This is a genomic window from Staphylococcus sp. HMSC077D08 (genome assembly GCF_001837945.1).
Taxonomy (GTDB): Bacteria; Bacillota; Bacilli; order Staphylococcales; family Staphylococcaceae; genus Staphylococcus; species Staphylococcus epidermidis.
On the sequence record NZ_KV834828.1, the window covers coordinates 26,492 to 50,619 of the forward strand.

The window sequence follows — 24,128 nt, forward strand, 5'->3', positions numbered from 1 at the left end:
GCTTAGTATTCTATGAATTAATCATCTAGCTTTTTAAAGACTGATTTGACAATGTCTTTTTGTTTATCCTTAATTTCATCTGATAATTTATCTTTATCTTTCTTAGATAATGAATTAAAGTCCGTTGCATTATCGGTATTAAAATCAATGCGCTCTTTAAGTTTTGAATTAGCATTGATAACAATATTAATAGGCTCTTCGTCTAGTTTAAATCCAATATTTAATGTTTGTTTTTGAAGATTATTTTTAGCGTCTGTTTCTAAATTGTCTTCATAATTTACTTTATAATGATCGATAGCATTATCGATAGTAATAGTTCCAGTATCTTTACGTTTTGAATCTTTTACGCTCTCTTTATTATTTAAATGAACATTTAGACGTTCATAGTCTACGTCACCACTATATTTATAGTCATCTTTATAATGCTTTCCGTCTTTCTTAGAAGATCCTTTAATGTTATGTGTGTTTCCATCACTAGTTACTTTATAATCGACTTCGATATTGTCATCTATCACATTCGTGCCTTTGATAGTAGTTTTTTCACCGTCGCTATCAGTAATTGTGATGTTACGTTTTAGTATTTGATGCTTTTGTTGGTAGATAGTTGATTTAATTTTTGGAAATTCTTTAGTTTGTTTATCTTGAGCATCTTCAAGTTGCTCTTCGATTTCTTTTTTATACTCTTTTTCATTAATGCTTGATAAACGTTGTAATTCTTTATCGTTTTTAGCTTTTTTTAATGCTGCGACAGTGATTTTTTTAGCTTTATCACGACTTATATTTAAAGTGATAGGTTTTAAATTTTTTGTTTCACCGTCAATTTTAACTTTTTCTTTTTTACCTTTTTCAAAGTCATCATCTTCTAATTGATCGATGACTAAATCTGTATATCGCTTAATCAGTTTTTCAACATCTTCTTGCTGAGAATGAACAATACCCAATTTATTATTCAGGTCAAAGTTTGCATTTGAAAGCCCCTCATCTTTATAGTCAGAAGGATCTTCATCAAAGATTTCAGCAGCTGTTGCTAATAGTTCTGAGTTCTTGACGCTATACTTTTTCTTAAATAAAGGTGATTCGAAGAATTGAGTTGAATCATTTGCTGTCCATTGGAACTTACCAATATCTTTATCTAATATTTTAGGTGATACGCTCATGATTCCTTTATTTGATTTTGGATCATGACCGATAGTTCCAGTTATTTTAGAACTATCTAAAATAGTTTTAGGTAAACCAAGATCTTTTAGATATTCCTTAGATGCATTAGCATGTAGATCATACGTATTAACATATGAATTATCTTTTAATTTTTTTTGGAATTTCTTTTCGTTACTAAAACGATGATCAACATAAGATTTTACATTTTTAGCGGTCTTTTTTTCGCTCAGTAAATATGCGTTTTTAGGTGTATTTGTTACAAAGGCATATACACCCCAAGCAATCCCCAAAAGAATGATTAATCCAAGTACGATAGGCACTATAACTTTAATTTTTTTAGACATTAAATATCCTCCCAAATTGTGTCTATGTCTACATATCTATATTTTTAATTTTCTTTAATTTTAAATTCTTTAGTACCCACTTTTTCGTCATTGCCATGATTTGGATCTTTAGCTTCAAGTGTTACTGGTGTTTTAGTGTCTTTCAATTTAAAGAACATAACACCTTTTACTTTTCCATCTTTGTTAATTTTGTTATCCATATCTTCTTCATATTTTTCCTTTAAATCAGTATCAAATCCACCGCCAATTTCTAATCTTCTCTTAACATCTTTAGAATTTTGATAAATATCAAATGATTTGATAAATGCTGAAGATGCTGTTAAATCTTTGTCTTTTTTATTTTTAACACCATAGATGATAGCGATACTTGGTTTCTTGTCATCATCGTACTCAGATGCTTTGACAGTTTTGGCTTCTAAAATTTCAATATCAAAATTGTCTGTTGTTAATTTATCATTTTTGAATTTCGCTGTTGTTTTATCTTCATTGTCATTTTTGTCTACAGAAACGCTATCTGTAGAATTAGATGAAGAATCATTTTTAGATTCGTCATTTTTGTCACCACATGCTCCTAAAATGAGTGTTGACGCAAATAATAGTGCTAATACTTTTTTCATTATTAATATCCTCCCGTAAATAAGAAATAAAATAAATATGTAAATGTAAAATATCCTAATAATAATAATTTCAATATAATAATATAATGGATATTTTCGCTATTAAGTATATCATTTGTATTGCTTAATAGTAATACTTTTATTTAAATATTCTATGAAATCTATAGCATTGCCAACATAGAAGATAATTAAAATATTGTTAGTATTTATATATTTGTTTTTATAATTTTGTGTCATTTAATTTAGTTAAACTTTTTCTGCTTATATTCTTTAATAAAAACACTTCAGATGATAATTGAATTTAAATTCATTTAAAGCGTATCAACCAAGTTTTTAAATATAGACATATGTACTTTTTATCGTAGATATTTATAAGAATATTCATTTCACTTTATTCTCTTAATTGAAAATAATTATCATTTATATTGACAACTGTATGTGCCTCGTTTAATATAATTCTCAAATCGTAACAATTACGATTTGTTTTATGCAATTATTCTAAGTTATTGATTTTTATGAGGTTAATCATTTTTATTAACAATTTAATTTAAAAATTTACAATAAAAAGGAGTGTTTTATGCAACGTCAAGTGGTCGAATTTTCAAAATATAATCCATCTGGAAATATGACAATTCTTGTTCATTCAAAGCATCAACCGAGCGAATACGCAGCGATTGCACATCAGTTGATGGCGACAACACATGTGTGTTGTGAACAAGTAGGGTTCATTGAATCAGTAAACTATGAAAATGGGGATAATTATCACTTGGTAATGAGTGGAAATGAATTTTGTGGTAATGCGACTATGTCTTACATTCACTATTTAAAAGAACGTTTATTGATACAGCATCAACAATTTCAATTAAGAGTTTCGGGATGTTCTCATCCTGTAGAGTGTAAAGTTCATTCGCAACATTATGAAGTGACTATGCCAAAAGTACATCAAGTTAAGGAAAGATTTGTGAAATTAGGGGACCAACAGTTTAAAGCATTTGAAATTAGCTATGATACATACATTCATTACGTGTTGATGTGTGATGGTGTAGATTTAGCAATGAAACAGCGCGTGGAAGATTTTGTCAGTGCGCAAACATGGCATCAACAATTTAAAACGATTGGCGTCATGCTTTTTCAACAAGCTAAACAATTCATATATCCATTGATACATATACCTAAAATAGATAGCTTAATCTGGGAAAATAGCTGTGGTTCAGGAGCGGCTTCTATCGGTGTGTTAGTTAATTATCTAACAGATCATGATATTCAAGATTACCTAGTTAACCAACCCGGAGGCAGCATTATTGTCTCATCCAGAAAGTCTGGACAAAATGAATACCAAACAACGATTAAGGGTCAAGTTTCAACTGTCGCAACAGGACAAGCATATATAGAACAGGAGACAATGACGCAAATATGAATGATCATACAAAAATAGAGAACCAATTACAATATTATTTAGAACAATTTACGTACTTACATCAACTCGTTTTGGAAGATAGTCGGCATATTATTGATTTAGAAAATTTGATTGATGAATACAGTCAATGGATACTTCAACCTTTGGCAGAGCATCACTATTTAACATGGAACGATTTAGAAACAAAAATGAGCTTAACCAAGAAGCTTCAAGAGGTATCAGCAAAATGTGTGAAACAAGTAGAAGTCATTCGCGCACAACGTTTGTTGAATGGTAGGGCGACCACGTCAGGTTATTTCGAAAATATAGAGCATTGCATTAATGAAGAATTCGGAAGATGGCAAATTGGAAAAAATGACAAATTATTACTGATTGGTTCGGGTGCATATCCTATGACATTGATTCAAGTTGCTAAAGAAACTGGCGCTGCGGTCATTGGTATAGATATAGATTTGGAAGCAGTTGATTTAGGGCAACGTGTCGTCAATGTACTAGCGCCAAATGAAGATATCGTTATTAGTAATCAAACAGTTGATCAATTAGAAGACATCCAATCTGTGACACATATTATATTCAGTTCGACGATACCTATCAAATATGACATTTTGAATGAACTTTACACATTGACGAATGATGAAGTTGTTGTAGCTATGCGATACGGTGATGATATAAAAGCATTGTTTAATTATCCATCTCAAGCAACTGACGAAACACAGTGGCGATGTGAAGAACTACAAACACGACCGAAGCAGATTTTTGATATTGCACTTTATCGTAAAGTGGCATCAAAAGTTGGTGTTGAACATGTCTAAAATATTAATGGTTGGTAGTGGACCGGTCGCTATTCAACTTGCTCGACTATGTCATTTACATGGAGAACATATAGTTGATATGGTGAGTCGCGTTCATGCATCAACCAAATCTAAGAGAGTCTTTGATGCGTATCAACGTGACGGCTTTTTTTCAGTAATGACTCAAAATGATGCACATCAGTGTTTTTCAGGTAAGTTTACGGTTAGACATTTTTTTAAAGATGTTAAAGATATTACGGAATATTATGACGTGGTGATTTTAGCATGTACTGCCGATGCGTATCGACCGATATTACAGCAATTATCTAAGTCCACATTAAAGCGTATTAAGCAAATCATCTTGGTCTCACCAACATTAGGATCACATATGCTTGTTAAGCAATTACTATCAGATGTTCAATGTGAAGGTGAAGTGATTTCATTTTCCACTTATCTAGGCGATACCCGAATATTTGATAAAGCACAACCACATTGTGTCCTAACCACACGAGTTAAATCAAAATTATTCGTAGGTTCGACTCAATCTCAGTCTATGATGTTGTGTAAGCTTAAGTCTTTATTTGACTATTTAAATATAGAATTAACAACGATGGACACACCACTACATGCGGAGATACATAATAGTTCACTTTATGTACACCCACCATTGTTTATGAATCAATTTTCATTAAAGGCGGTATTTGAAGGGACGAAAGTACCAGTATATGTATATAAGCTATTTCCAGAGGGACCAATCACAATGACCTTAATACACGAAATGCGATTAATGTGGCAAGAAATGATGATGATATTAAAAAAATTAAAGGTACCTTCGGTCAATCTTCTAAAGTTTATGGTGAAAGAAAACTACCCTATACGTTATGAGACCATGTGCGAAGTAGATATTGAAAACTTTGAAAATTTACCAGCTATTCATCAAGAGTATCTACTTTATGTGCGATATACAGCAATTTTAATCGATCCGTTTTCTAATCCGGACGATCAAGGTGCATATTTTGATTTTTCTGCCGTACCATACAAACATGTTGATACTGATGAACAAGGAGTCATACATATACCACGCATGCCGAGTGAAGATTATTATCGTACTTTGATAATTCAAGCGATTGGAAGAGCATTAAACGTTGCAACACCGATGATTGACACATTGTTATTACGTTATGAAAATACTGTTAAACAATACTGTGACACACATTTACATCAACAACTATCAAGGCAATTCGAATTACATCATTTTAAACAGGATTTAGCGTTAGTGACGAACTACTTAACTTTTTATAAATAAAAAACGTAATGATATAAGTTTACATATTTTCGAAAAGAAAGAGGAAAGCAATGAATAAACTCACAAAACTAAGTACAGTCATTTTTGTATCTGGAATTATTTTAGCCGGTTGTGGAAGTAACAAAGAACTAACAGAGAAAAAAGAGAATAAAGTATTATCATATACAACTGTCAAAGATATTGGAGATATGAATCCCCATGTTTATGGAGGTTCAATGTCAGCAGAGAGTATGATTTATGAGCCGTTAGTTCGCAATACCAAGGATGGTATTAAGCCATTATTAGCAAAAAAATGGGACATTTCACCTGATGGTAAGACATATACGTTTCATTTAAGGGATGATGTATCTTTTCATGATGGTACGAAATTTGATGCAGATGCAGTGAAGAAAAACATCGATGCAGTACAACAAAATAAGAAACTACATTCATGGTTAAGACTTTCAACACTGATTGATGATGTCAAAGTTAAGGATAAGTATACGATACAACTACATTTGAAGGAAGCTTATCAACCTGCGTTAGCAGAACTAGCTATGCCACGACCATACGTTTTTGTATCGCCTAAAGATTTTAAACACGGCACAACCAAAGATGGTGTGAAATCATTTGACGGTACAGGACCATTTAAAATGGGTGAACACAAAAAAGATATATCTGCAGAGTTTAATAAAAATAATCAATATTGGGGAGAAAAGGCAAAATTAAATAAAGTAGAAGCAAAAGTTAAACCTGCAGGAGAAACAGCATTTTTATCAATGAAAAAAGGAGAAACCAACTTTGCTTATACAGATGATAGAGGTACAGACAGCTTAGATAAAGATAGTTTAAAACAATTAAAAGAAACCGGAAGCTACCAAGTAAAACGTAGCCAGGCTATGAATACAAAAATGCTTGTTGTTAATTCTGGTAAGAAAGATAGTGCAGTCAGTGATAAAGCAGTCAGACAAGCATTAGGTCACATGGTAAATAGAGATAAAATAGCTCAAGATATTTTAGACAAACAAGAAAAGCCAGCCACACAACTATTTGCTAAAAATGTGACAGATATAAACTTTAATTTACCAACAAGAACATATGATAAGAAAAAAGCGCAAGCGTTATTAGACAAGGCTGGATGGGTGCTTTCAAAAGATCGACAAGTTCGTCAAAAAGAGGGCAAAGATTTGAATCTTAAGTTGTATTATGACAAAGGGTCTTCCAGTCAAAAAGAACAAGCTGAATTCTTAGAAGCAGAATTTAAGAAGTTAGGTGTACAACTAGATATAAACGGAGAAACGTCAGATAAAGTAGCTGAACGTCGTAGTTCTGGTGATTACGATTTAATGTTTAATCAAACATGGGGGCTATTATATGATCCTCAGAGTACATTAGCAGCACTTAAGACGAAAACGGGGTATGAAAGTGCAACATTAGGTATTAAGAATAAGACACAACTGTACAAAGATATTGATGAGGCGTTCAAAATTCAAGATGCAAAGGCACGTTCAAAAGCGTATCAGCAAATTTTAAAACAAGTTGACGATGAAGGTGTCTTTATTCCAATTACTCACGGCAGAATGACTGTTGTTGCACCTAAAGATTTACAAAAATTATCCTTTACACAATCACAATATGAGCTTCCATTTAATGAAATGCAATATAAATAAAGGAGCGTCGTCATGGTTAAATTTATTATGAAACGTCTTACGCTCATGATTCCATTATTAATTGTAGTGACTTTTATGACTTTCATGATGACCTATCTCACGAACGAAGATCCAGCCGTAACAATTTTACATGCCCAAGGAACACCTAATATAACACAAGATTTAATAGCTGAAACTAAAGAAAAATATGGATTAAATCAACCGATATTCACGCAATATAAAAATTGGCTTGTTGATGCATTGCAGTTTAAATTTGGAACGAGTTATATCACAGGGGATCCAGTATCTGAGCGTATGGGTCCAGCGTTTATGAATACATTAAAACTCACTTTGATTTCCAGTGTGGTGGTGATGATAACATCTGTTGTTCTAGGCATAGTGAGTGCTTTGACTAGTGGTCGATTTACAGATCGTGCTATACGTTCAATAGCTTTTCTACTAACAGCTCTGCCTTCATATTGGGTAGCTTCAATATTAGTTATTTATGTATCTGTAAAACTCAATTTATTACCAACCTCAGGACTCACAGGTCCAGAAAGTTATATTCTTCCAGTCTTTGTTATTACGATTACCTATGCAGGAATTTATTTTAGAAATGTCCGGCGATCTATGCTTGAACAATTAAATGAAGATTATGTTTGGTATTTAAAAGCTAGTGGTGTACCTCGTCTGACAATGTTGCTGCATGTATTACGTAATGCATTACAGGTAGCCGTATCTATTTTTTGTATGTCGATACCAATGATCATGGGAGGTTTAGTCGTTATTGAAAATGTATTTGCGTGGCCAGGTTTAGGACCATTAAGTGTTAAAGCGATTACTGAACATGATTTTCCAGTAATTCAAGCATACGTGCTCATTGTCGCGGTGTTGTTTATTCTTTTTAATACACTTGCAGATATCATTAATGCAATATTAAATCCGCGTTTAAGGGAGGCAATGAAATGATTGTGTTACGTCGTCTATTTCAAGATAGAGGTGCCATAGTTGCTATAGCTATTATTACAATCTACGTAGTGCTTGGAGTTTTAGCTCCTTTAATTACATTTTATGAACCGAATCACATTGATACAGCAAATAAATTTGCTGGTATAAGTTGGTCTCACTGGTTGGGGACAGACCATTTAGGCCGGGACGTATTAACACGGATAATATACGCCATAAGACCTAGTTTGTTATATGTATTTGTCGCATTGATTATTTCCGTTGTGATAGGAGCGATACTTGGGTTTATTTCAGGTTATTTCCCAGGTTATATCGATGCAATAATTATGCGTATATGCGATGTGATGTTAGCTTTTCCAAGTTATGTGGTGACATTGGCATTGATTACGTTGTTTGGCATGGGTGTAGAAAATATTATCATTGCGTTTATATTGACTCGATGGGCGTGGTTTTGTCGCGTGATTCGAACCAGTGTAATGCAATATATTGAAGCTGATCATGTAAAATTTGCCAAAGTAATTGGTATGAATGATTTAACAATCATTCGCAAACATATTTTGCCACTAACCTTTACTGACATAGCGATTATTGCTAGTAGTTCGATGTGCTCAATGATATTACAAATGTCAGGATTCTCGTTCCTTGGATTAGGTGTTAAGGCACCTACAGCCGAATGGGGGATGATGCTTAATGAAGCACGAAAAGTAATGTTCACACATCCTGGAATGATGATGACAACAGGTGTGGCTATCGTCATAATTGTAATGGCGTTTAACTTTTTATCAGATGCTTTACAAATGGCGATTGATCCTCGTATGTCCTCTAAAGAGAAACGACTGGCATTGAAGAAAGGTGTGAAAGCACATGACATTGCTTAAAGTAGCGCATTTAAGAATTAAGGACACATGGTCAGATGAGACACTCGTTGATAACGTGAATTTCACAGTTCAATGTGGTGAAACATTAGGTATTATTGGAGAAAGTGGAAGCGGAAAATCGATTACTTGTAAAGCATTAATAGGTTTAAATGCTCAACGTTTATCTGTAAGCGGAGATATCTTTTTTGAACATCAAAATTTAAATACAATAACTGAAAAGCAACTACGCAAAATTCGTGGTAAAGATATTGCTATGATTATGCAACAAGGAACACGAGCATTTGATCCTTCAACTAAAGTGGGGAAGCAAATGATTGAAACTTTGCGTGCACATACGACATTATCAAAGCAACAAATAAAACAAGAACTCATTCATTATATGACGTATATGAAGTTGAAAGATCCCCGTTCGTTATTAAAAGCATATCCCTACATGTTGTCAGGTGGGATGCTTCAACGTATGATGATTGCACTAGCATTGGCATTGAAACCTAAATTGATTATTGCTGATGAGCCGACCACAGCATTAGATATCATTACACAATATGAAGTTATCAATGCTTTTAAAGATATAAAACAACATTTTGATTGCGCCATGATTTTTATATCTCATGACCTCACAGTGATTAATAAAATTGCAGATCGTGTTGTAGTTATGAAAGAAGGTCGCGTGATAGAAGAAGGTCGAACAAATATGGTATTACAACAACCTCGTCATCACTATACAGCTTATTTATTATCTACTAAAAAGACAATTCATGATTATTTTCAGTTAGTGCTGAGGGGTGATTTCAATGCTTAAGGTTCAAAATGTTATTAAATTTTATGGAAAAAAATCAATATTTCGTGATAAACGTATTCCTGTAGTTAAAGGCGTGTCATTTGATTGCCCCACTGGTGCATCAATAGCAATTATTGGAGAAAGTGGAAGTGGAAAGTCTACGTTGAGTCGTATGATTTTAGGACTAGAAAAACCAGATCAAGGACAAGTGACGTTGGACGGTCAGCCTGTTCATTTAAAAAAAGTGAGACGTCATCGAATTGCTGCGGTTTTTCAAGACTATACTTCTTCTTTGCATCCTTTTCATACTGTCAAAGATATTTTGTTTGAAGTAATGAATCAGTGTCGATGTACATCAAAGGAGAATATGGAAGAGTATGTAACAGCGTTACTACGTGAAGTAGGGTTAAAATCTGATTGTTTGTATTGTTATCCACATATGCTTTCAGGTGGAGAAGGACAGCGTGTAGCTATTGCACGTGTGATATGTATGCAACCAGATTATATATTATTTGATGAGGCGATTAGTTCATTAGATATGTCTATGCAAACACAAATATTAGATTTATTGAAAAGGTTACGTCACTCACATCAGCTGAGTTATATTTTTATTACTCATGATATACAAGCTGCCACGTATATATGTGATGACTTGCTTATTTTTAAAAATGGCTGTATCGAAGCTAGGACATCTATAAGTGAATTGCATAGGCAACAAAATGGTTATACAAGAGAACTGATTGATAAACAACTATCAATCTAAGGAGTGACAATATGAAAGGTGCCATGTCTTGGCCATTTTTAAGATTATATATTTTAACATTGATGTTTTTTAGTGCGAATGCCATACTCAATGTTTTCATACCTCTAAGAGGACATGACTTGGAGGCGACGAATACCGTAATTGGAATTGTAATGGGAGCTTACATGCTAACGGCAATGCTATTTCGCCCTTGGGCTGGTCAAATTATTGCACGTGTAGGACCGATTAAAGTATTGCGTATTATATTATTGATTAATGCTATGGCACTGGTATTATATGGGTTTACAGGAGTTGAAGGTTATTTGGTTGCACGTATCATGCAAGGTGTGTGTACGGCATTCTTCTCAATGTCTTTACAATTGGGTATTATAGATGCTTTACCTGAGAAATATCGTTCAGAAGGTGTATCTCTCTATTCATTATTTTCAACAATTCCCAATTTATTAGGACCATTAATTGCAGTTGGGATTTGGCACGTGGAAAATATGTCCATATTTGCTATTGTTATGATTTTTATTGCAGTAACAACAACCTTATTTGGTTATAGAACTACTTTTGCAAATACACAAAAAGAGGTAGCACCAAAAGAAGAAGTCTTACCTTTTAATGCAATGACTGTATATGTTCAATTTTTTAAAAATAAAGCACTCTTCTGCAGTGGTATGATTATGATTTTGTCATCTATCGTGTTTGGTGCGATGAGTACTTTTATACCATTATATACAGTTAGGGAAGGTTTCGCGAATGCAGGTATTTTCCTTACAATTCAAGCCATTACAGTAGTGATAGCTAGATTTTATTTACGTAAGTATGTACCATCTGATGGTTTATGGCATCACCGGTTTATGATGATTGTCTTAACGTTACTGATGATTGCTTCAATCATTGTAGCTTTTGGACCACAAATATTGAGTATATTTGTATATATAAGTGCAATCTTTATTGGAATAACACAAGCGCTCGTTTATCCTACATTGACAACGTATTTAAGTTTTGTCTTACCAAAGATAGGACGTAATATGTTATTAGGATTGTTTATAGCATGTGCAGATTTAGGGATTTCACTAGGAGGTGTGCTCATGGGGCCAATATCAGATACGATAGGATTTAAATGGATGTATATTTTATGCGCTTTATTGGTTACTATTGCAATGATACTAAGTAAAATTAGACAAGGACAAAGTGTTTCTAAAGCCTCATAGCAGCACTACATAAAAATAATGATAAATTTAAAGGGAGCCTCCAGTTTGTCTGAGGTTACACTTCCGCACATGTAAAAATAATCGATTTATTTACTTTGTTAAATCGAAAGAAACGAAATTATATCAAACTTTTATTGCATTAGAATATTCACGCTTTTTGATTACAATAGAAGAAATTTTTACATTCATATCTTTTTAATTCTAGTTTTATGGATTTTTAAAAAGAAAGAAGCTAAATCAATAATAATAAAGAGGTAAATTAAGAGTATGAAAAATGAGGTAGAGTAGAATTTATTTTGAGTACAATCCTCATATAGCTTATGAGCTCTAAGTTGAACTGTCTATAAAATTTATGTGTTAGGACACTCAAACGCACATCTGTAATATCTATGATATGTTTTTCAATTTAGCCTTATTAGTAACAGAGATAAAAAGACTAAGCCAGTTTCTAATTTAATGATAGATAAACAAAACCTGAGACAATTGTTGTCTCAGGTTTTGTTTTACTTTTCGTTATAAGATAGTGAATTTTTCTTGCTATGAGGTTTCATTATAGAAGGAATTTTTCAGAAAACTGTTATGTAACAGGATAATTTATTCACAAACTGTTATAACTTCTGTCACAGGTTCGTAATTTATACAAACTTTAGTAGAAAATATGCCACAAATTATGTGAAATTAATCACATGTTTCATGGTATACTGCCGTTGAAAACGTTAACAATACGAAATGGAGGCGGAGAGTATGTTAGAAACAAATAATCATACTAATGCTTGGCAAGGATTTAAAACAGGTCGTTGGAATAAAAATATAGACGTGAGAGAATTCATACAATTGAACTATTCATTATATGAAGGTGACGATGAATTTTTAGAAGGTCCTACAAAAGCAACTGAAACTTTATGGGATCAAGTAATGCAATTATCAAAAGAAGAACGTGAGCGCGGTGGCATGTGGGACATGGATACTAAAGTGGCATCGACAATCACTTCTCATGACGCTGGTTACTTAGACAAAGATTTAGAAAAAGTTGTTGGTGTTCAAACTGAAAAACCATTCAAACGTTCTATGCAACCATTCGGTGGTATTCGTATGGCAAAAGCAGCATGTGAAGCGTATGGTTACGAATTAGATCCAGAAACAGAAAAAATCTTCACTGAATATCGTAAAACACACAACCAAGGTGTATTCGATGCATATTCAAGAGAAATGTTAAACTGTCGTAAAGCTGGTATTATTACTGGTTTGCCAGATGCTTACGGACGTGGACGTATTATCGGAGACTATCGTCGTGTTGCTTTATACGGTGTAGATTTCTTAATGGAACAAAAACTTAAAGACTTTAACACAATGTCTACTGAAATGTCTGAAGATGTAATTCGTTTACGTGAAGAATTATCAGAGCAATATCGTTCACTTCAAGATTTAAAAGAATTAGGTCAAAAATATGGATTTGATATTAGCCGTCCTGCTACTAACTTCAAAGAAGCTGTGCAATGGTTATACTTAGCATATTTAGCTGCTATCAAAGAACAAAATGGTGCAGCAATGAGTTTAGGACGTACTTCAACATTCTTAGATATTTATGCTGAACGTGATTTACAAAATGGTGACATCACTGAACAAGAAGTTCAAGAAATCATTGACCACTTCATTATGAAATTACGTATCGTTAAATTCGCGCGTACGCCTGAATATAATGAATTATTCTCTGGAGATCCAACTTGGGTAACTGAATCTATCGGTGGTGTAGGTATTGACGGACGTCCAATGGTAACTAAAAACTCATTCCGTTTCTTACACTCATTAGATAATTTAGGTCCAGCACCAGAACCAAACTTAACAGTATTATGGTCTACTCGCTTACCTGAAAACTTCAAAATCTATTGTGCTAAAATGAGTATTAAAACGAGCTCAATCCAATATGAAAATGATGACTTAATGCGTGAAAGCTATGGCGATGATTATGGTATCGCTTGCTGTGTATCTGCCATGAAGATTGGTAAACAAATGCAATTCTTCGGTGCACGTGCTAACTTAGCTAAAGCATTACTTTACGCTATCAATGGTGGTAAAGATGAAAAATCTGGTAAACAAGTTGGGCCTAGTTATGAAGGTATTAAATCAGACGTACTAGATTATGATGAAGTCTTCGAAAGATATGAAAAAATGATGGACTGGTTAGCTGGCGTATACATCAACTCATTAAATATCATTCACTATATGCATGATAAATATAGCTATGAACGTCTTGAAATGGCTTTACATGATACAGAAATTATTCGCACAATGGCAACTGGTATCGCTGGATTGTCTGTAGCAGCTGACTCTTTATCAGCGATTAAATATGCACAAGTTAAACCTATCCGTAACGAAGAAGGTCTTGTAACTGACTTTGAAATCGAAGGCGACTTCCCTAAATATGGTAATAATGACAGTCGTGTTGATGAAATTGCAGTAGATTTAGTTGAACGTTTCATGACTAAATTACGTAGCCATAAAACATACCGTAATTCTGAACACACAATGAGTGTATTAACAATTACTTCAAACGTTGTTTATGGTAAGAAAACTGGTAACACACCAGATGGACGTAAAGCTGGCGAACCATTTGCACCTGGCGCAAACCCAATGCATGGTCGTGACCAAAAAGGTGCATTATCTTCACTAAGTTCAGTAGCTAAAATACCATACGATTGCTGTAAAGATGGTATCTCAAATACATTTAGTATCGTACCGAAATCACTAGGTAAAGAAGAAGCAGATCAAAATAAAAACTTAACTAGTATGTTAGATGGTTATGCAATGCAACATGGTCATCACCTCAACATTAACGTATTTAATAGAGAAACATTAATTGATGCAATGGAACACCCAGAAGAGTATCCACAATTAACGATTCGTGTATCTGGATACGCTGTAAACTTCATTAAATTAACACGTGAACAACAATTAGATGTTATTTCACGTACATTCCACGAATCTATGTAATAAATTTAAGGTGGGAGCAAAATGCTTAAAGGACACTTACACTCCGTTGAAAGTATGGGCACTGTCGACGGGCCAGGACTTAGATATATATTATTTACTCAAGGTTGTTTGTTAAGATGTTTATATTGTCATAATCCAGACACTTGGAAGATTAACGAACCATCAAGAGAAGTGACGGTTGATGAAATGGTAAATGAAATCTTACCGTACAAACCTTACTTTGAAGCTTCAGGTGGTGGGGTAACAGTCAGTGGTGGCGAACCATTACTACAAATGCCTTTCTTGGAGCAATTATTCAAGGAATTAAAAGCGAATGGTGTTCACACATGCATTGATACTTCTGCGGGATGTGTGAATGATACACCAGCATTTAATCGTCATTTTGATAAATTGCAAAAGCATACAGATTTAATCTTATTAGATATTAAACATATTGATAATGATAAGCACATCAAATTAACAGGCAAACCTAACACACATATTTTAAAGTTTGCACGTAAATTATCTGATATGAAACAACCTGTTTGGATTAGACATGTTTTAGTACCTGGTATTTCGGATGATAAAGAAGATTTGATAAAACTAGGAGAATTTATTAATTCTTTAGATAACGTTGAAAAGTTTGAAATCTTACCATATCATCAACTCGGTGTGCATAAGTGGAAAAATTTAGGCATTCCTTATCAACTCGAAAATGTTGAACCGCCTGACGATGAAGCGGTTAAAGAAGCTTATCGTTATGTTAACTTTAATGGCAAAATACCTGTAACATTATAGAAAGATAAATATATATAGTAATAGCCTGAGACATCAATCGTTGTCTCAGGCTTCTTTACGTTTAATCAGTCGATAAACTGAGTTTAAAATATATCTCAATTAACTTTATTTAATAAAAATATGATCATAAGTTTAAATAGTTTACTTTTCTAGATATGCTTTAAATACATCTTTATAAACATCAATGTAACTTAAATACATATCTTTTCTAATAAATTCATCAACTTGATGCGCCATAATAGATTCTCCAGGTCCAAAGACAGCAAAATCCACGTTATTTTCATTTGTTCCTAGGAAACTAGATGCATCAGTTGTACCAATCAATGCACTCACAACAATGTCTTCATGTACATAATTCGGTGCAATACGTGTAATATTTTGAATAAGAGGATTATCACGATCACTTGCCACTGGATCGTGACTGCTAGGTATATCTACAGTTAAATAATCTTCACCCACATGACGAATGACTTTTTCAAATAAATCCTTCACGAAAGTGCTGTCATATTCTGGAACAGTTCTTACATTATATTTAGCTGTCGCTTTATGAGGAACAGAATTAACTTGTTTACCACCATTGAATACAGAGTTTAACATTACAAATCCAGAGTAGATATGTGATTCTTCTTCACCAATTTTTCTGTGGAGATGTTTCTCAATCATTGGAACAGCGTCTAACTCGTGTACTTTATCATGTTCTTTAATATTTTTATATTCTTGTTTCATTTCATTTACAAAATCAACTAAAATATCAACAGCATTTGTACCTAGGTGTGGCATAGAACTATGTGCAGCCTTACCTTTCGCTGTGACTACACAACTCATAGAACCTTTATGAGCATAGTAAGCGATATTACTAGTTGGTTCGCCAATAATTAAACCACTCACATCATCTAAGTAACCTTCATCAGCTAGTAATTGTGCACCATATTGTTCCGTCTCTTCTCCTGTAGTAGCTAATAAACGTATCGTACCTTGCTTTAATGCGTTTGATTGTTTTAATTCAATCATCGCGATGACCATCGCCATAAGACCACCTTTCATGTCAGTGGTACCTCTGCCGAATAACTTGCCATCTTTATCTGTGAGTTCAAATGGAGGAAAAGTCCAATCATCATGGTCACCAGCATCTACAACATCCATGTGTCCACTGATTGCTAAGACTGGAGCGCCACTACCAATTTCAGCAACTAAATTAGCGCGTGAATCATTAACTTTAACAATCTTAGAATCAATATCATATTGACTTAACAGGTCTTTTAAGTACTCACATACTTTAATTTCATGATCATTCTCAGTTTGAATCTTGACGATATCAGCTAATAATCTTATTTTGTCTTGCTCACTCAATACAGTCATTTCACAGTCCTCCTCATTTTTAGTAATGATTTTCACTTTTTAATAAAAAATAAAAATCCTTGTACACTTAATATTATCAAAAACTTTTATTAATTAAAAATTATATGCTAAAATAAATGGATTTTTAATAAAAAATAAATATTGACTTAACATTTCTTATAAAAAAACAACAATGTATAGAAATATTAAAAATTTTTCATTATTTATAGTTTGAATCGTGTTATAAAATGAAAAGCGATGAGATTAAGGTGTAATAATACACACATATATAAATATAACTTCGTGCCACGCAGACGGTTAAAATCATGTATAATAGCTAATAATACATATTAGGAGATACATAATTAATGATGAAAAATAAATTAACATTAAAAGAGAATCTATTTATCGGCTCAATGCTGTTTGGTCTATTTTTTGGTGCTGGAAATCTCATTTTTCCAATTCACTTAGGTCAAACTGCGGGGGCAAATGTATGGACCGCCAATTTAGGATTTCTTATCACGGCTATCGGACTACCTTTTTTAGGAATTATAGCGATAGGTGTATCTAAAACAAACGGGGTCTTTGAAATTTCCTCAAGGATAAGTAAAATATATGGTTATTTGTTCACAATTGGCTTGTATCTTGTTATAGGTCCGTTTTTTGCGTTGCCAAGACTTGCGACGACGTCATTTGAAATAGCATTTTCACCATTTATTTCATCTGGTACGGCCCAAGCGTTGTTGCCTATTTTTAGTATTTTATTCTTCGGAGTAGCGTGGTTATTTTCGCGTAAACCTTCTAAAATATTAGACTATATTGGAAAATTCTTAAATCCGGTCTTTCTCATCTTGCTTGGAATTGTTGTTGTGCTTGCATTTATCCGTCCTATGGGTGGAATTAGTCATGCGCCAGTAAGTGCTGATTATAGCAATAGCGTGTTACTCAAAGGGTTTATCGATGGATATAATACATTAGACGCTTTGGCATCATTAGCATTTGGTATTATCATTGTTACTACAATTAAAAAGTTGGGGATTACTAATCCGAATACAATCGCTAAAGAAACTTTAAAATCAGGTACGATTAGTATTATAGCTATGGGCGTTATTTATACTTTATTAGCTTTAATGGGTACGATGAGTTTAGGTCGTTTTAAAGTAAGTGAAAATGGTGGTATTGCGCTTGCTCAGATTGCACAACATTATTTAGGGGATTACGGAATTATTATTTTGTCACTAATCATCATTGTGGCATGTCTGAAAACAGCAATAGGATTGATCACAGCCTTTTCGGAAACATTTACAGAGTTATTCCCTAAATCTAACTATCTTTGGTTAGCTACTGGGGTGAGTATATTAGCTTGTATATTTGCTAATGTAGGTTTAACAAAAATTATTATGTATTCAACACCAGTGTTGATGTTCATTTATCCTTTAGCGATTACTTTAATTTTATTAGCATTACTTAGTCCATTATTTAAACATTCTAAAATTGTCTATCGATTTACAACATTATTTACAATGGTGGCGGCATTTGTAGATGGTGTGAAAGCAAGTCCAGAGTTCTTTGTTAATACAAAATTTGCACAAACAATCATTGGATTTGGTGAAAATTATCTCCCATTCTTTAACATTGGTATGGGATGGATTGTTCCAGCACTTATTGGTTTCATTATTGGTATTATTGTATACTTTATGACTGCTAAAAAATCGTACCACGTACAATAAGGCTGAGTTAATAAATGATATAACTGCGAATTTCTTAATAATTATATTTCAAGATTATTATAATTTTTAAATACATCATTTTATTAATAAGTATATTAATTGTTAGTGAGATAAAATTTAATAGTACTACTACACAAAAAAGAGAGGGCGAAATCGCTCTCTCTTTTCTTGGATTTTTATAAGTGAATAAAAAAGTATTAAGCAACGGAATGGAGCTACTTAATATTTTTTCATAATTAACCGACGTTGACAGAGGAACATATATTATATGATAAGTTTACTTTTTATATGTTTGTGACATATAGTAATAAGTAAATCGTTATTAATAAATACAATTCATGTTAATAAAGTTGAATTTAAGAAAAGTTGTTTATAAAATAAATACACTCGATAAGTATGGGTGTTGAAAAAGTGTTAAATAATTACAATTATATATTATTTAGAATTCGATAAAGAAGGTGACGAAATGCCTAGAACTTCCAAAAGACAATTAATATTAGAATCGGCCGCAGCTATTATTAATGAAAAAGGTGCTGATTATCTCACGTTGGATGCTGTAGCTCAAAGGGCTGGAATAAGTAAAGGTGGTTTATTTTATCATTTTAAAAGTAAAGATGAACTCATCAAAGAGCTGGTTAACTATGCCAATAATTTGTACAGAGATAACGTGAACCAACATATCGATAATGAAAAGAACAAAAAAGGGCAATGGCTCAACGCATTTATAGAAGCGACAAGAGCACATCGTACGGATAATGCGCCTATTACTTCTGGAATGTTAGCGGCGCAAGGGACTAATAGAAGTTTATTATCACCATTAAAGACCTCATATCAAGAATGGCAATATCAAATTACACACGACGGGTTAGATGAGGTAGATGCTACCATTATTCGCTTAGCTGTCGATGGTTTATGGTTGTCGGAAATATTCGGAATTAGTGCTATAGATGAAGAAATGAGAGAGAAAGTTATTGAACGTTTAAAGATGCAAATAGAAAAAAATTAAATAAGCTATATCCATAGAGCAGGGTGATGTCTCGTACATCGCGCTGTTCTTTTTTGTGTAAAGTCAGTTGAAACTAAACCGACTAGTTGGTATAGTAATCAATGTCATAAAAAATAAAACTTTTAGAGGTGTTAATGATGCAAAAAGTTGTTTTAACAGCAGCTATTACTGGCGCTGGAGATACAATACAAAAAAATGAGAACGTACCAGTTACACCACAAGAACTTGCAGATTCAGCAATTAAATGTGCACGAGCAGGAGCAACTGTCGCACATATTCATGTAAGAGATCCTGAAACTGGAGGAGTAAGTCATGATCCAGAACTGTATGCTGAAACAGTTAGATTAATCAGAGAAGCTGATGAAGATATCGTCATTAATGTGACATCTGGTGGCGGTGGAGACTTCATTCCAAGTCTAGAACATCCAGAGACAGGTGGAGAAGGAACTTGGATTCAAACACCAGAAGAACGTTTTAAACCTATTGGTGACTTATTACCAGAAATGTGTACATTAGATTGTGGCAGTGTCAATATGGGAGATGCAATATACTTAAGCCCTGCATCGTGGTTACGTAAACAAGCACAAATGGTTAAAGATGCGGGAGTCAAGCCTGAGCTTGAATGTTTTGATACAGGTCATGTGAGTTTTGCCAAACAAATGATAGAAGAAGGATTAATTGATGGAGACCCTATGTTCCAATTTTGTTTAGGTATTCCTTGGGGTGCAGAAAATGATCCTGAAACAATAGAATATCTTAAATCACGTATACCAGAAAATGCACATTGGTCAGCATTTGGCATTGGTAAGATGCAACTCCCAACTGTAAGAGAAGTTGCGCAACGTGGAGGAAATGTTCGTGTTGGATTAGAAGATAATATTTATTTAAGAAAAGGTGTAAAAGCAACGAATGAAGCATTGGTAGAAGAGGCAAAAAGAATTTTAGCAGGGCTCGACATTGAGCCACTTACACCTGCTGAAGCAAGAGAAAAATTTAATCTTAGAAATCCTCATGGTAAAGGAGACAAATAATGAAATTCGCAGTTGTTGGAACAGGTGTAATTGGTAGTGGATGGATTACTAGAATGCTTGCGCATGGTCATGAAGTGATTGCTACTGATCCAAGTGAAGGTGCATATGAACGCATGTTGACACAAGTTAAACAAAATTGGCCTTACGCAGAGCAAATGGGCCTTGCTGAAAATGCATCAATTCAAAACCTAACATTTACACCACATTTAGAAGAAGCGGTCAAAGATGCGGATCATATTCAAGAAAATGTACCAGAAGTAGAAGAAATTAAAGATGCTGTATTAAAAGAGATTGATTTTTATGCGAAACCCGAAGCAACAATTGGTTCAAGTACATCAGGAATTATGCCTTCAGAATTACAAGCTAACTTATCACATCCTGAACGATTAGTTGTTGCCCATCCATTTCACCCGGTATATATTTTGCCATTAGTCGAAATTGTGCCAGGTAAACAAACATCTGAAGAAACCACAGTTAAAGCCGAACAGATTTATGAAAGTATTGGTATGGATGTTTTACATGTGCGTCATGAAATAGAAGGACATATTGCAGATCGTCTTATGGAAGCATTATGGCGTGAATCATTGCACATAGTTAATGATGGTATTGCAACAACAGAGGAAGTTGATAAGGCGTTTACTCATGCAGCAGGTTTACGTTATGCACAATATGGTCCATTTATGACGTTCCACTTGGCAGGTGGTGAAGGTGGTATGCGTCATATGTTAAAACAATTTGGGCCAGCTTTAAAAAAACCTTGGACAAAACTCATCGCGCCTGAACTGACAGATGACTTATATCATAAAGTAGTAAATGGTAGTGAAGCATCTTCTCAAGGATATACAATGTCTGAACTTGATCAAAAAAGAAACGAATTTCTAATTAAAGTGAAAGAATTAGCCGAACAATATTGGCCAAGTGATAGTAAAGCGATGAAAAAGTCTAACGGAGCGGAGTTATAATGATGAATCAACAGTATGTGTTTCACACAAAAGTGCATCGTGATTGGGTAGACCATAACGGGCACCTAAATGATGCAATGTATAACCGAATTTTCAGTGATACAACAGATGATTGGTTAGGTCATTTAGGATTAACTATTGATGCCATTCAATCTTATCAATATACCGTATTCACCTTAGAAAATCATGTCATGTTTCTTAATGAAATGAAAGAAAATGAAGATGTCATTGTTAAAGTACATCTTCACGATTATGATAGCAAACGATTACATGTCCTAATGGAAATGTTTAATGCAGATGATGATTTATGTGCAACATATGAAGTGATGCTGATGGGCATTGATACGACTTCAGGAAGACCTTCAGCATTTCCGAACGACATTTTGAATAACATCGAACGCTATTATAATATAGAAAATGTGGAGACGACATCTCAATATATAGGTCATCGTATCGGCATCAAGAAAAAGCCAAAAAGCAAAGAGTAATACAACTTAGAATTTAGATGAATATGATTTAAGGACTCTTTTGTGCCTTGTTCTTACTTAGTTTACTTTGTATAACATCACAATGAGTCCTTATTTTTTAACAAATTGAATTACCTATAGAAAGGAATGGACATATGTTAAGTATTAAAAACTTATCAAAGGTCTATGCAGGTGGTAAAAAAGCTGTAGATAATATGACCATAGACATTGAATCAGGAGACTTTATTGCATTTATTGGGACAAGCGGTAGCGGTAAAACAACTGCCCTTAGAATGATTAATCGTATGATTGAATCTACAGAGGGAGAAATTACCATTGACGGTAAAAATATCAAAGAGCTTAATCCGGTTGAGCTTCGTCGCAGTATCGGTTATGTCATACAACAAATCGGCTTAATGCCACATATGACAGTGAAAGAGAATATTGTTCTCGTACCAAAGTTATTAAAATGGTCACAAGAGAAAAAGGATGAGAAAGCGAAAGAACTTATACGCTTAGTAGATTTACCAGAAGAATATTTAGATCGATATCCTTCAGAATTATCAGGTGGTCAACAACAACGTATTGGTGTTGTAAGAGCACTCGCAGCTGAACAAGATATTATTTTAATGGATGAACCGTTTGGTGCACTCGATCCAATCACAAGAGATACATTACAAGACTTAGTCAAAAAATTACAACAACAATTAGGAAAGACATTCATTTTTGTTACACATGATATGGATGAAGCGATCAAACTTGCAGATAAAATATGTATTATGACAAATGGACAGGTGGTTCAATATGACACGCCAGATAATATTTTACGTAGTCCAGCGAATGATTTCGTTAGAGACTTTATTGGTCAGAATCGCTTAATTCAAGATAGACCTAATATCCGTACAGTTAAAGATGCGATGATTAAACCCGTGACAGTACATGTTGACCGTTCTCTTAATGATGCGGTGAATATTATGAGAGAGAAAAGAGTCGATACGATATTTGTTGTCGGCAATGATGAGCATTTATTGGGTTATTTAGATATTGAAGATATTAACGAAGGATTAAGACATCATAAAGAACTTATAGATACGATGCAACGAGATATTTATAGAGTACGTATTGATAGTAAGTTACAAGATTCTGTTCGTACAATTCTTAAACGTAATGTACGTAATGTACCCGTTGTTGACAGTGATAATAAAACATTATTAGGCCTTGTCACTCGAGCTAACCTTGTAGACATTGTTTATGACAGTATTTGGGGAGAGTTAGAATCGGATAACAATGATAATCATTCTGGGATTGTTGAACCCGAATCCACAGGAGTTGAGACACCATGATAAAGTTTATTTCGGAACATAGTGGTATGTTATTTGCAAAGACATTCGAACATTTGTACATATCGATAGTGGCATTGGTTATTGCAATAATCGTAGCGGTTCCTTTAGGCATTTTATTATCTAAAAAGGAAAAGCTTTCGAAAGTGTCATTGACGATAGCTGGCGTTTTACAAACGATACCTACATTAGCGGTATTAGCTTTAATGATTCCATTATTTGGTGTAGGAAAAACACCTGCAATTATAGCGTTATTTTTATATGTATTATTACCAATTTTAAATAATACGATTATAGGCATTCAAAATATAGATTCCAACCTTAGAGAAGCAGGACGTAGTATGGGAATGACTAATTTTCAATTGATGAAAGATGTGGAGTTGCCACTCGCATTACCATTAATACTTAGTGGAATTAGACTGTCTTCTGTCTACGTTATTAGTTGGGCAACATTGGCAAGTTATGTTGGTGCTGGTGGTTTAGGTGATTTTATCTTTAACGGATTAGCACTATTTGAACCGAGTATGATTATTACTGCAACTATTCTTGTCACTGCTATTGCACTTATTGTAGATTATGTTTTATCACTGATTGAAAAATGGGTTGTACCTAAAGGATTAAAAGTTTCCAGATAA

21 protein-coding genes are annotated in these 24,128 nt (G+C 33.7%); 18 read left to right on the plus strand and 3 right to left on the minus strand.

What is annotated here, in order from left to right:
• Positions 1–17: 17 nt before the first annotated feature.
• Both HMPREF2663_RS11295 and HMPREF2663_RS11300 read right to left on the minus strand, forming a co-directional pair.
• Complete coding sequence (locus tag HMPREF2663_RS11295; protein ID WP_002496568.1) at positions 18–1,502, minus strand: DUF6583 family protein; 1,485 nt, start codon at positions 1,500–1,502, stop codon at positions 18–20.
• 44 nt (positions 1,503–1,546) lie between these two features.
• Positions 1,547–2,119 (minus strand): DUF5067 domain-containing protein, encoded by a 573-nt coding sequence (locus HMPREF2663_RS11300; RefSeq protein WP_002475437.1) that lies wholly within the window; start codon positions 2,117–2,119, stop codon positions 1,547–1,549.
• 577 nt (positions 2,120–2,696) lie between these two features.
• On the opposite strand from HMPREF2663_RS11300, the gene cntK reads away from it, so the two are divergent.
• The 11 genes from cntK (at position 2,697) to pflA (ending at position 15,619) form a co-directional block, all read left to right on the plus strand.
• Positions 2,697–3,536 carry a histidine racemase CntK gene (gene cntK / locus HMPREF2663_RS11305; RefSeq protein WP_070846463.1) on the plus strand — a complete coding sequence of 280 codons (840 nt, stop codon included), beginning with the start codon at positions 2,697–2,699 and terminating at the stop codon, positions 3,534–3,536.
• Positions 3,533–4,348: a staphylopine biosynthesis enzyme CntL gene (cntL, locus tag HMPREF2663_RS11310; protein WP_070846465.1), complete on the plus strand. Its 816-nt coding sequence runs from the start codon at positions 3,533–3,535 to the stop codon at positions 4,346–4,348. Before cntK ends, cntL begins: the two co-directional genes overlap by 4 nt.
• On the plus strand, positions 4,341–5,633 hold the full coding sequence (gene cntM, locus HMPREF2663_RS11315) for a staphylopine biosynthesis dehydrogenase (RefSeq protein ID WP_070846467.1): 1,293 nt from the start codon (positions 4,341–4,343) through the stop codon (positions 5,631–5,633). Before cntL ends, cntM begins: the two co-directional genes overlap by 8 nt.
• Positions 5,634–5,683: 50 nt before the next feature.
• Positions 5,684–7,282: a staphylopine-dependent metal ABC transporter substrate-binding lipoprotein CntA gene (gene cntA, locus HMPREF2663_RS11320; RefSeq protein ID WP_070846469.1), complete on the plus strand. Its 1,599-nt coding sequence runs from the start codon at positions 5,684–5,686 to the stop codon at positions 7,280–7,282.
• 12 nt (positions 7,283–7,294) lie between these two features.
• Positions 7,295–8,230 carry a nickel/cobalt ABC transporter permease gene (opp1B, locus tag HMPREF2663_RS11325; protein WP_070846471.1) on the plus strand — a complete coding sequence of 312 codons (936 nt, stop codon included), beginning with the start codon at positions 7,295–7,297 and terminating at the stop codon, positions 8,228–8,230.
• Complete coding sequence (gene opp1C, locus HMPREF2663_RS11330; protein WP_002446855.1) at positions 8,227–9,105, plus strand: staphylopine uptake ABC transporter permease subunit CntC; 879 nt, start codon at positions 8,227–8,229, stop codon at positions 9,103–9,105. The genes opp1B and opp1C overlap by 4 nt, the downstream gene beginning before the upstream one ends.
• Complete coding sequence (locus tag HMPREF2663_RS11335) at positions 9,092–9,907, plus strand: staphylopine uptake ABC transporter ATP-binding protein CntD (protein ID WP_070846473.1); 816 nt, start codon at positions 9,092–9,094, stop codon at positions 9,905–9,907. Before opp1C ends, HMPREF2663_RS11335 begins: the two co-directional genes overlap by 14 nt.
• On the plus strand, positions 9,900–10,649 hold the full coding sequence (locus HMPREF2663_RS11340) for an ABC transporter ATP-binding protein (protein ID WP_070846475.1): 750 nt from the start codon (positions 9,900–9,902) through the stop codon (positions 10,647–10,649). Before HMPREF2663_RS11335 ends, HMPREF2663_RS11340 begins: the two co-directional genes overlap by 8 nt.
• A gap of 11 nt (positions 10,650–10,660) precedes the next feature.
• Positions 10,661–11,851, plus strand: coding sequence for a staphylopine family metallophore export MFS transporter CntE (locus HMPREF2663_RS11345; protein ID WP_070846477.1), 1,191 nt, complete (start codon positions 10,661–10,663; stop codon positions 11,849–11,851).
• Between the two features lie 744 nt (positions 11,852–12,595).
• Complete coding sequence (pflB, locus tag HMPREF2663_RS11350) at positions 12,596–14,842, plus strand: formate C-acetyltransferase (RefSeq protein WP_001830559.1); 2,247 nt, start codon at positions 12,596–12,598, stop codon at positions 14,840–14,842.
• 21 nt (positions 14,843–14,863) lie between these two features.
• The gene (gene pflA, locus HMPREF2663_RS11355) at positions 14,864–15,619 is read left to right on the plus strand and encodes a pyruvate formate-lyase-activating protein (RefSeq protein ID WP_070846479.1); all 756 of its coding nucleotides are present in this window, start codon (positions 14,864–14,866) and stop codon (positions 15,617–15,619) included.
• A gap of 141 nt (positions 15,620–15,760) precedes the next feature.
• Here the strand turns inward: pflA and HMPREF2663_RS11360 are convergent, their stop codons facing one another.
• On the minus strand, positions 15,761–16,978 hold the full coding sequence (locus HMPREF2663_RS11360; RefSeq protein WP_002491273.1) for an ArgE/DapE family deacylase: 1,218 nt from the start codon (positions 16,976–16,978) through the stop codon (positions 15,761–15,763).
• A gap of 347 nt (positions 16,979–17,325) precedes the next feature.
• Between HMPREF2663_RS11360 and brnQ the strand changes: the two genes are divergently transcribed.
• The 7 genes from brnQ to HMPREF2663_RS11395 all read left to right on the plus strand — a co-directional run bounded on the left by brnQ (position 17,326) and on the right by HMPREF2663_RS11395 (position 24,128).
• Positions 17,326–18,687: a branched-chain amino acid transport system II carrier protein gene (gene brnQ / locus HMPREF2663_RS11365; protein WP_070846481.1), complete on the plus strand. Its 1,362-nt coding sequence runs from the start codon at positions 17,326–17,328 to the stop codon at positions 18,685–18,687.
• Positions 18,688–19,153: 466 nt separating this feature from the next.
• Positions 19,154–19,693 carry a TetR/AcrR family transcriptional regulator gene (locus HMPREF2663_RS11370; protein WP_002446863.1) on the plus strand — a complete coding sequence of 180 codons (540 nt, stop codon included), beginning with the start codon at positions 19,154–19,156 and terminating at the stop codon, positions 19,691–19,693.
• 137 nt (positions 19,694–19,830) lie between these two features.
• The gene (locus HMPREF2663_RS11375) at positions 19,831–20,724 is read left to right on the plus strand and encodes a beta-keto acid cleavage family enzyme (RefSeq protein WP_032602688.1); all 894 of its coding nucleotides are present in this window, start codon (positions 19,831–19,833) and stop codon (positions 20,722–20,724) included.
• On the plus strand, positions 20,724–21,686 hold the full coding sequence (locus HMPREF2663_RS11380; RefSeq protein WP_002446865.1) for a 3-hydroxyacyl-CoA dehydrogenase NAD-binding domain-containing protein: 963 nt from the start codon (positions 20,724–20,726) through the stop codon (positions 21,684–21,686). The genes HMPREF2663_RS11375 and HMPREF2663_RS11380 overlap by 1 nt, the downstream gene beginning before the upstream one ends.
• A complete protein-coding gene (locus HMPREF2663_RS11385; RefSeq protein WP_002487520.1) occupies positions 21,686–22,174 on the plus strand; it encodes a thioesterase family protein in 489 nt (162 codons plus the stop codon). The genes HMPREF2663_RS11380 and HMPREF2663_RS11385 overlap by 1 nt, the downstream gene beginning before the upstream one ends.
• Positions 22,175–22,308: 134 nt before the next feature.
• Entirely contained in the window at positions 22,309–23,496 is a 1,188-nt protein-coding gene (locus HMPREF2663_RS11390; protein ID WP_002446867.1) for a betaine/proline/choline family ABC transporter ATP-binding protein, read from the plus strand.
• The gene (locus HMPREF2663_RS11395; protein WP_002456313.1) at positions 23,493–24,128 is read left to right on the plus strand and encodes an ABC transporter permease; all 636 of its coding nucleotides are present in this window, start codon (positions 23,493–23,495) and stop codon (positions 24,126–24,128) included. The genes HMPREF2663_RS11390 and HMPREF2663_RS11395 overlap by 4 nt, the downstream gene beginning before the upstream one ends.

What these genes read in the sequence shown, in the direction of transcription:
- HMPREF2663_RS11375 (WP_032602688.1), top strand. Translation starts at nt 19,831, where the DNA reads ATGCAAAAAGTTGTTTTAACAGCAGCTATTACTGGCGCTGGAGATACA.
- HMPREF2663_RS11345 (WP_070846477.1), top strand. Translation starts at nt 10,661, where the DNA reads ATGAAAGGTGCCATGTCTTGGCCATTTTTAAGATTATATATTTTAACA.
- cntK (WP_070846463.1), top strand. Translation starts at nt 2,697, where the DNA reads ATGCAACGTCAAGTGGTCGAATTTTCAAAATATAATCCATCTGGAAAT.
- HMPREF2663_RS11340 (WP_070846475.1), top strand. Translation starts at nt 9,900, where the DNA reads ATGCTTAAGGTTCAAAATGTTATTAAATTTTATGGAAAAAAATCAATA.
- pflA (WP_070846479.1), top strand. Translation starts at nt 14,864, where the DNA reads ATGCTTAAAGGACACTTACACTCCGTTGAAAGTATGGGCACTGTCGAC.
- brnQ (WP_070846481.1), top strand. Translation starts at nt 17,326, where the DNA reads ATGATGAAAAATAAATTAACATTAAAAGAGAATCTATTTATCGGCTCA.
- cntA (WP_070846469.1), top strand. Translation starts at nt 5,684, where the DNA reads ATGAATAAACTCACAAAACTAAGTACAGTCATTTTTGTATCTGGAATT.
- opp1C (WP_002446855.1), top strand. Translation starts at nt 8,227, where the DNA reads ATGATTGTGTTACGTCGTCTATTTCAAGATAGAGGTGCCATAGTTGCT.
- opp1B (WP_070846471.1), top strand. Translation starts at nt 7,295, where the DNA reads ATGGTTAAATTTATTATGAAACGTCTTACGCTCATGATTCCATTATTA.
- HMPREF2663_RS11390 (WP_002446867.1), top strand. Translation starts at nt 22,309, where the DNA reads ATGTTAAGTATTAAAAACTTATCAAAGGTCTATGCAGGTGGTAAAAAA.
- HMPREF2663_RS11395 (WP_002456313.1), top strand. Translation starts at nt 23,493, where the DNA reads ATGATAAAGTTTATTTCGGAACATAGTGGTATGTTATTTGCAAAGACA.
- HMPREF2663_RS11370 (WP_002446863.1), top strand. Translation starts at nt 19,154, where the DNA reads ATGCCTAGAACTTCCAAAAGACAATTAATATTAGAATCGGCCGCAGCT.
- cntM (WP_070846467.1), top strand. Translation starts at nt 4,341, where the DNA reads ATGTCTAAAATATTAATGGTTGGTAGTGGACCGGTCGCTATTCAACTT.
- HMPREF2663_RS11295 (WP_002496568.1), bottom strand. Translation starts at nt 1,502, where the DNA reads ATGTCTAAAAAAATTAAAGTTATAGTGCCTATCGTACTTGGATTAATC.
- HMPREF2663_RS11380 (WP_002446865.1), top strand. Translation starts at nt 20,724, where the DNA reads ATGAAATTCGCAGTTGTTGGAACAGGTGTAATTGGTAGTGGATGGATT.
- HMPREF2663_RS11360 (WP_002491273.1), bottom strand. Translation starts at nt 16,978, where the DNA reads ATGACTGTATTGAGTGAGCAAGACAAAATAAGATTATTAGCTGATATC.
- HMPREF2663_RS11335 (WP_070846473.1), top strand. Translation starts at nt 9,092, where the DNA reads ATGACATTGCTTAAAGTAGCGCATTTAAGAATTAAGGACACATGGTCA.
- HMPREF2663_RS11300 (WP_002475437.1), bottom strand. Translation starts at nt 2,119, where the DNA reads ATGAAAAAAGTATTAGCACTATTATTTGCGTCAACACTCATTTTAGGA.
- cntL (WP_070846465.1), top strand. Translation starts at nt 3,533, where the DNA reads ATGAATGATCATACAAAAATAGAGAACCAATTACAATATTATTTAGAA.
- pflB (WP_001830559.1), top strand. Translation starts at nt 12,596, where the DNA reads ATGTTAGAAACAAATAATCATACTAATGCTTGGCAAGGATTTAAAACA.
- HMPREF2663_RS11385 (WP_002487520.1), top strand. Translation starts at nt 21,686, where the DNA reads ATGATGAATCAACAGTATGTGTTTCACACAAAAGTGCATCGTGATTGG.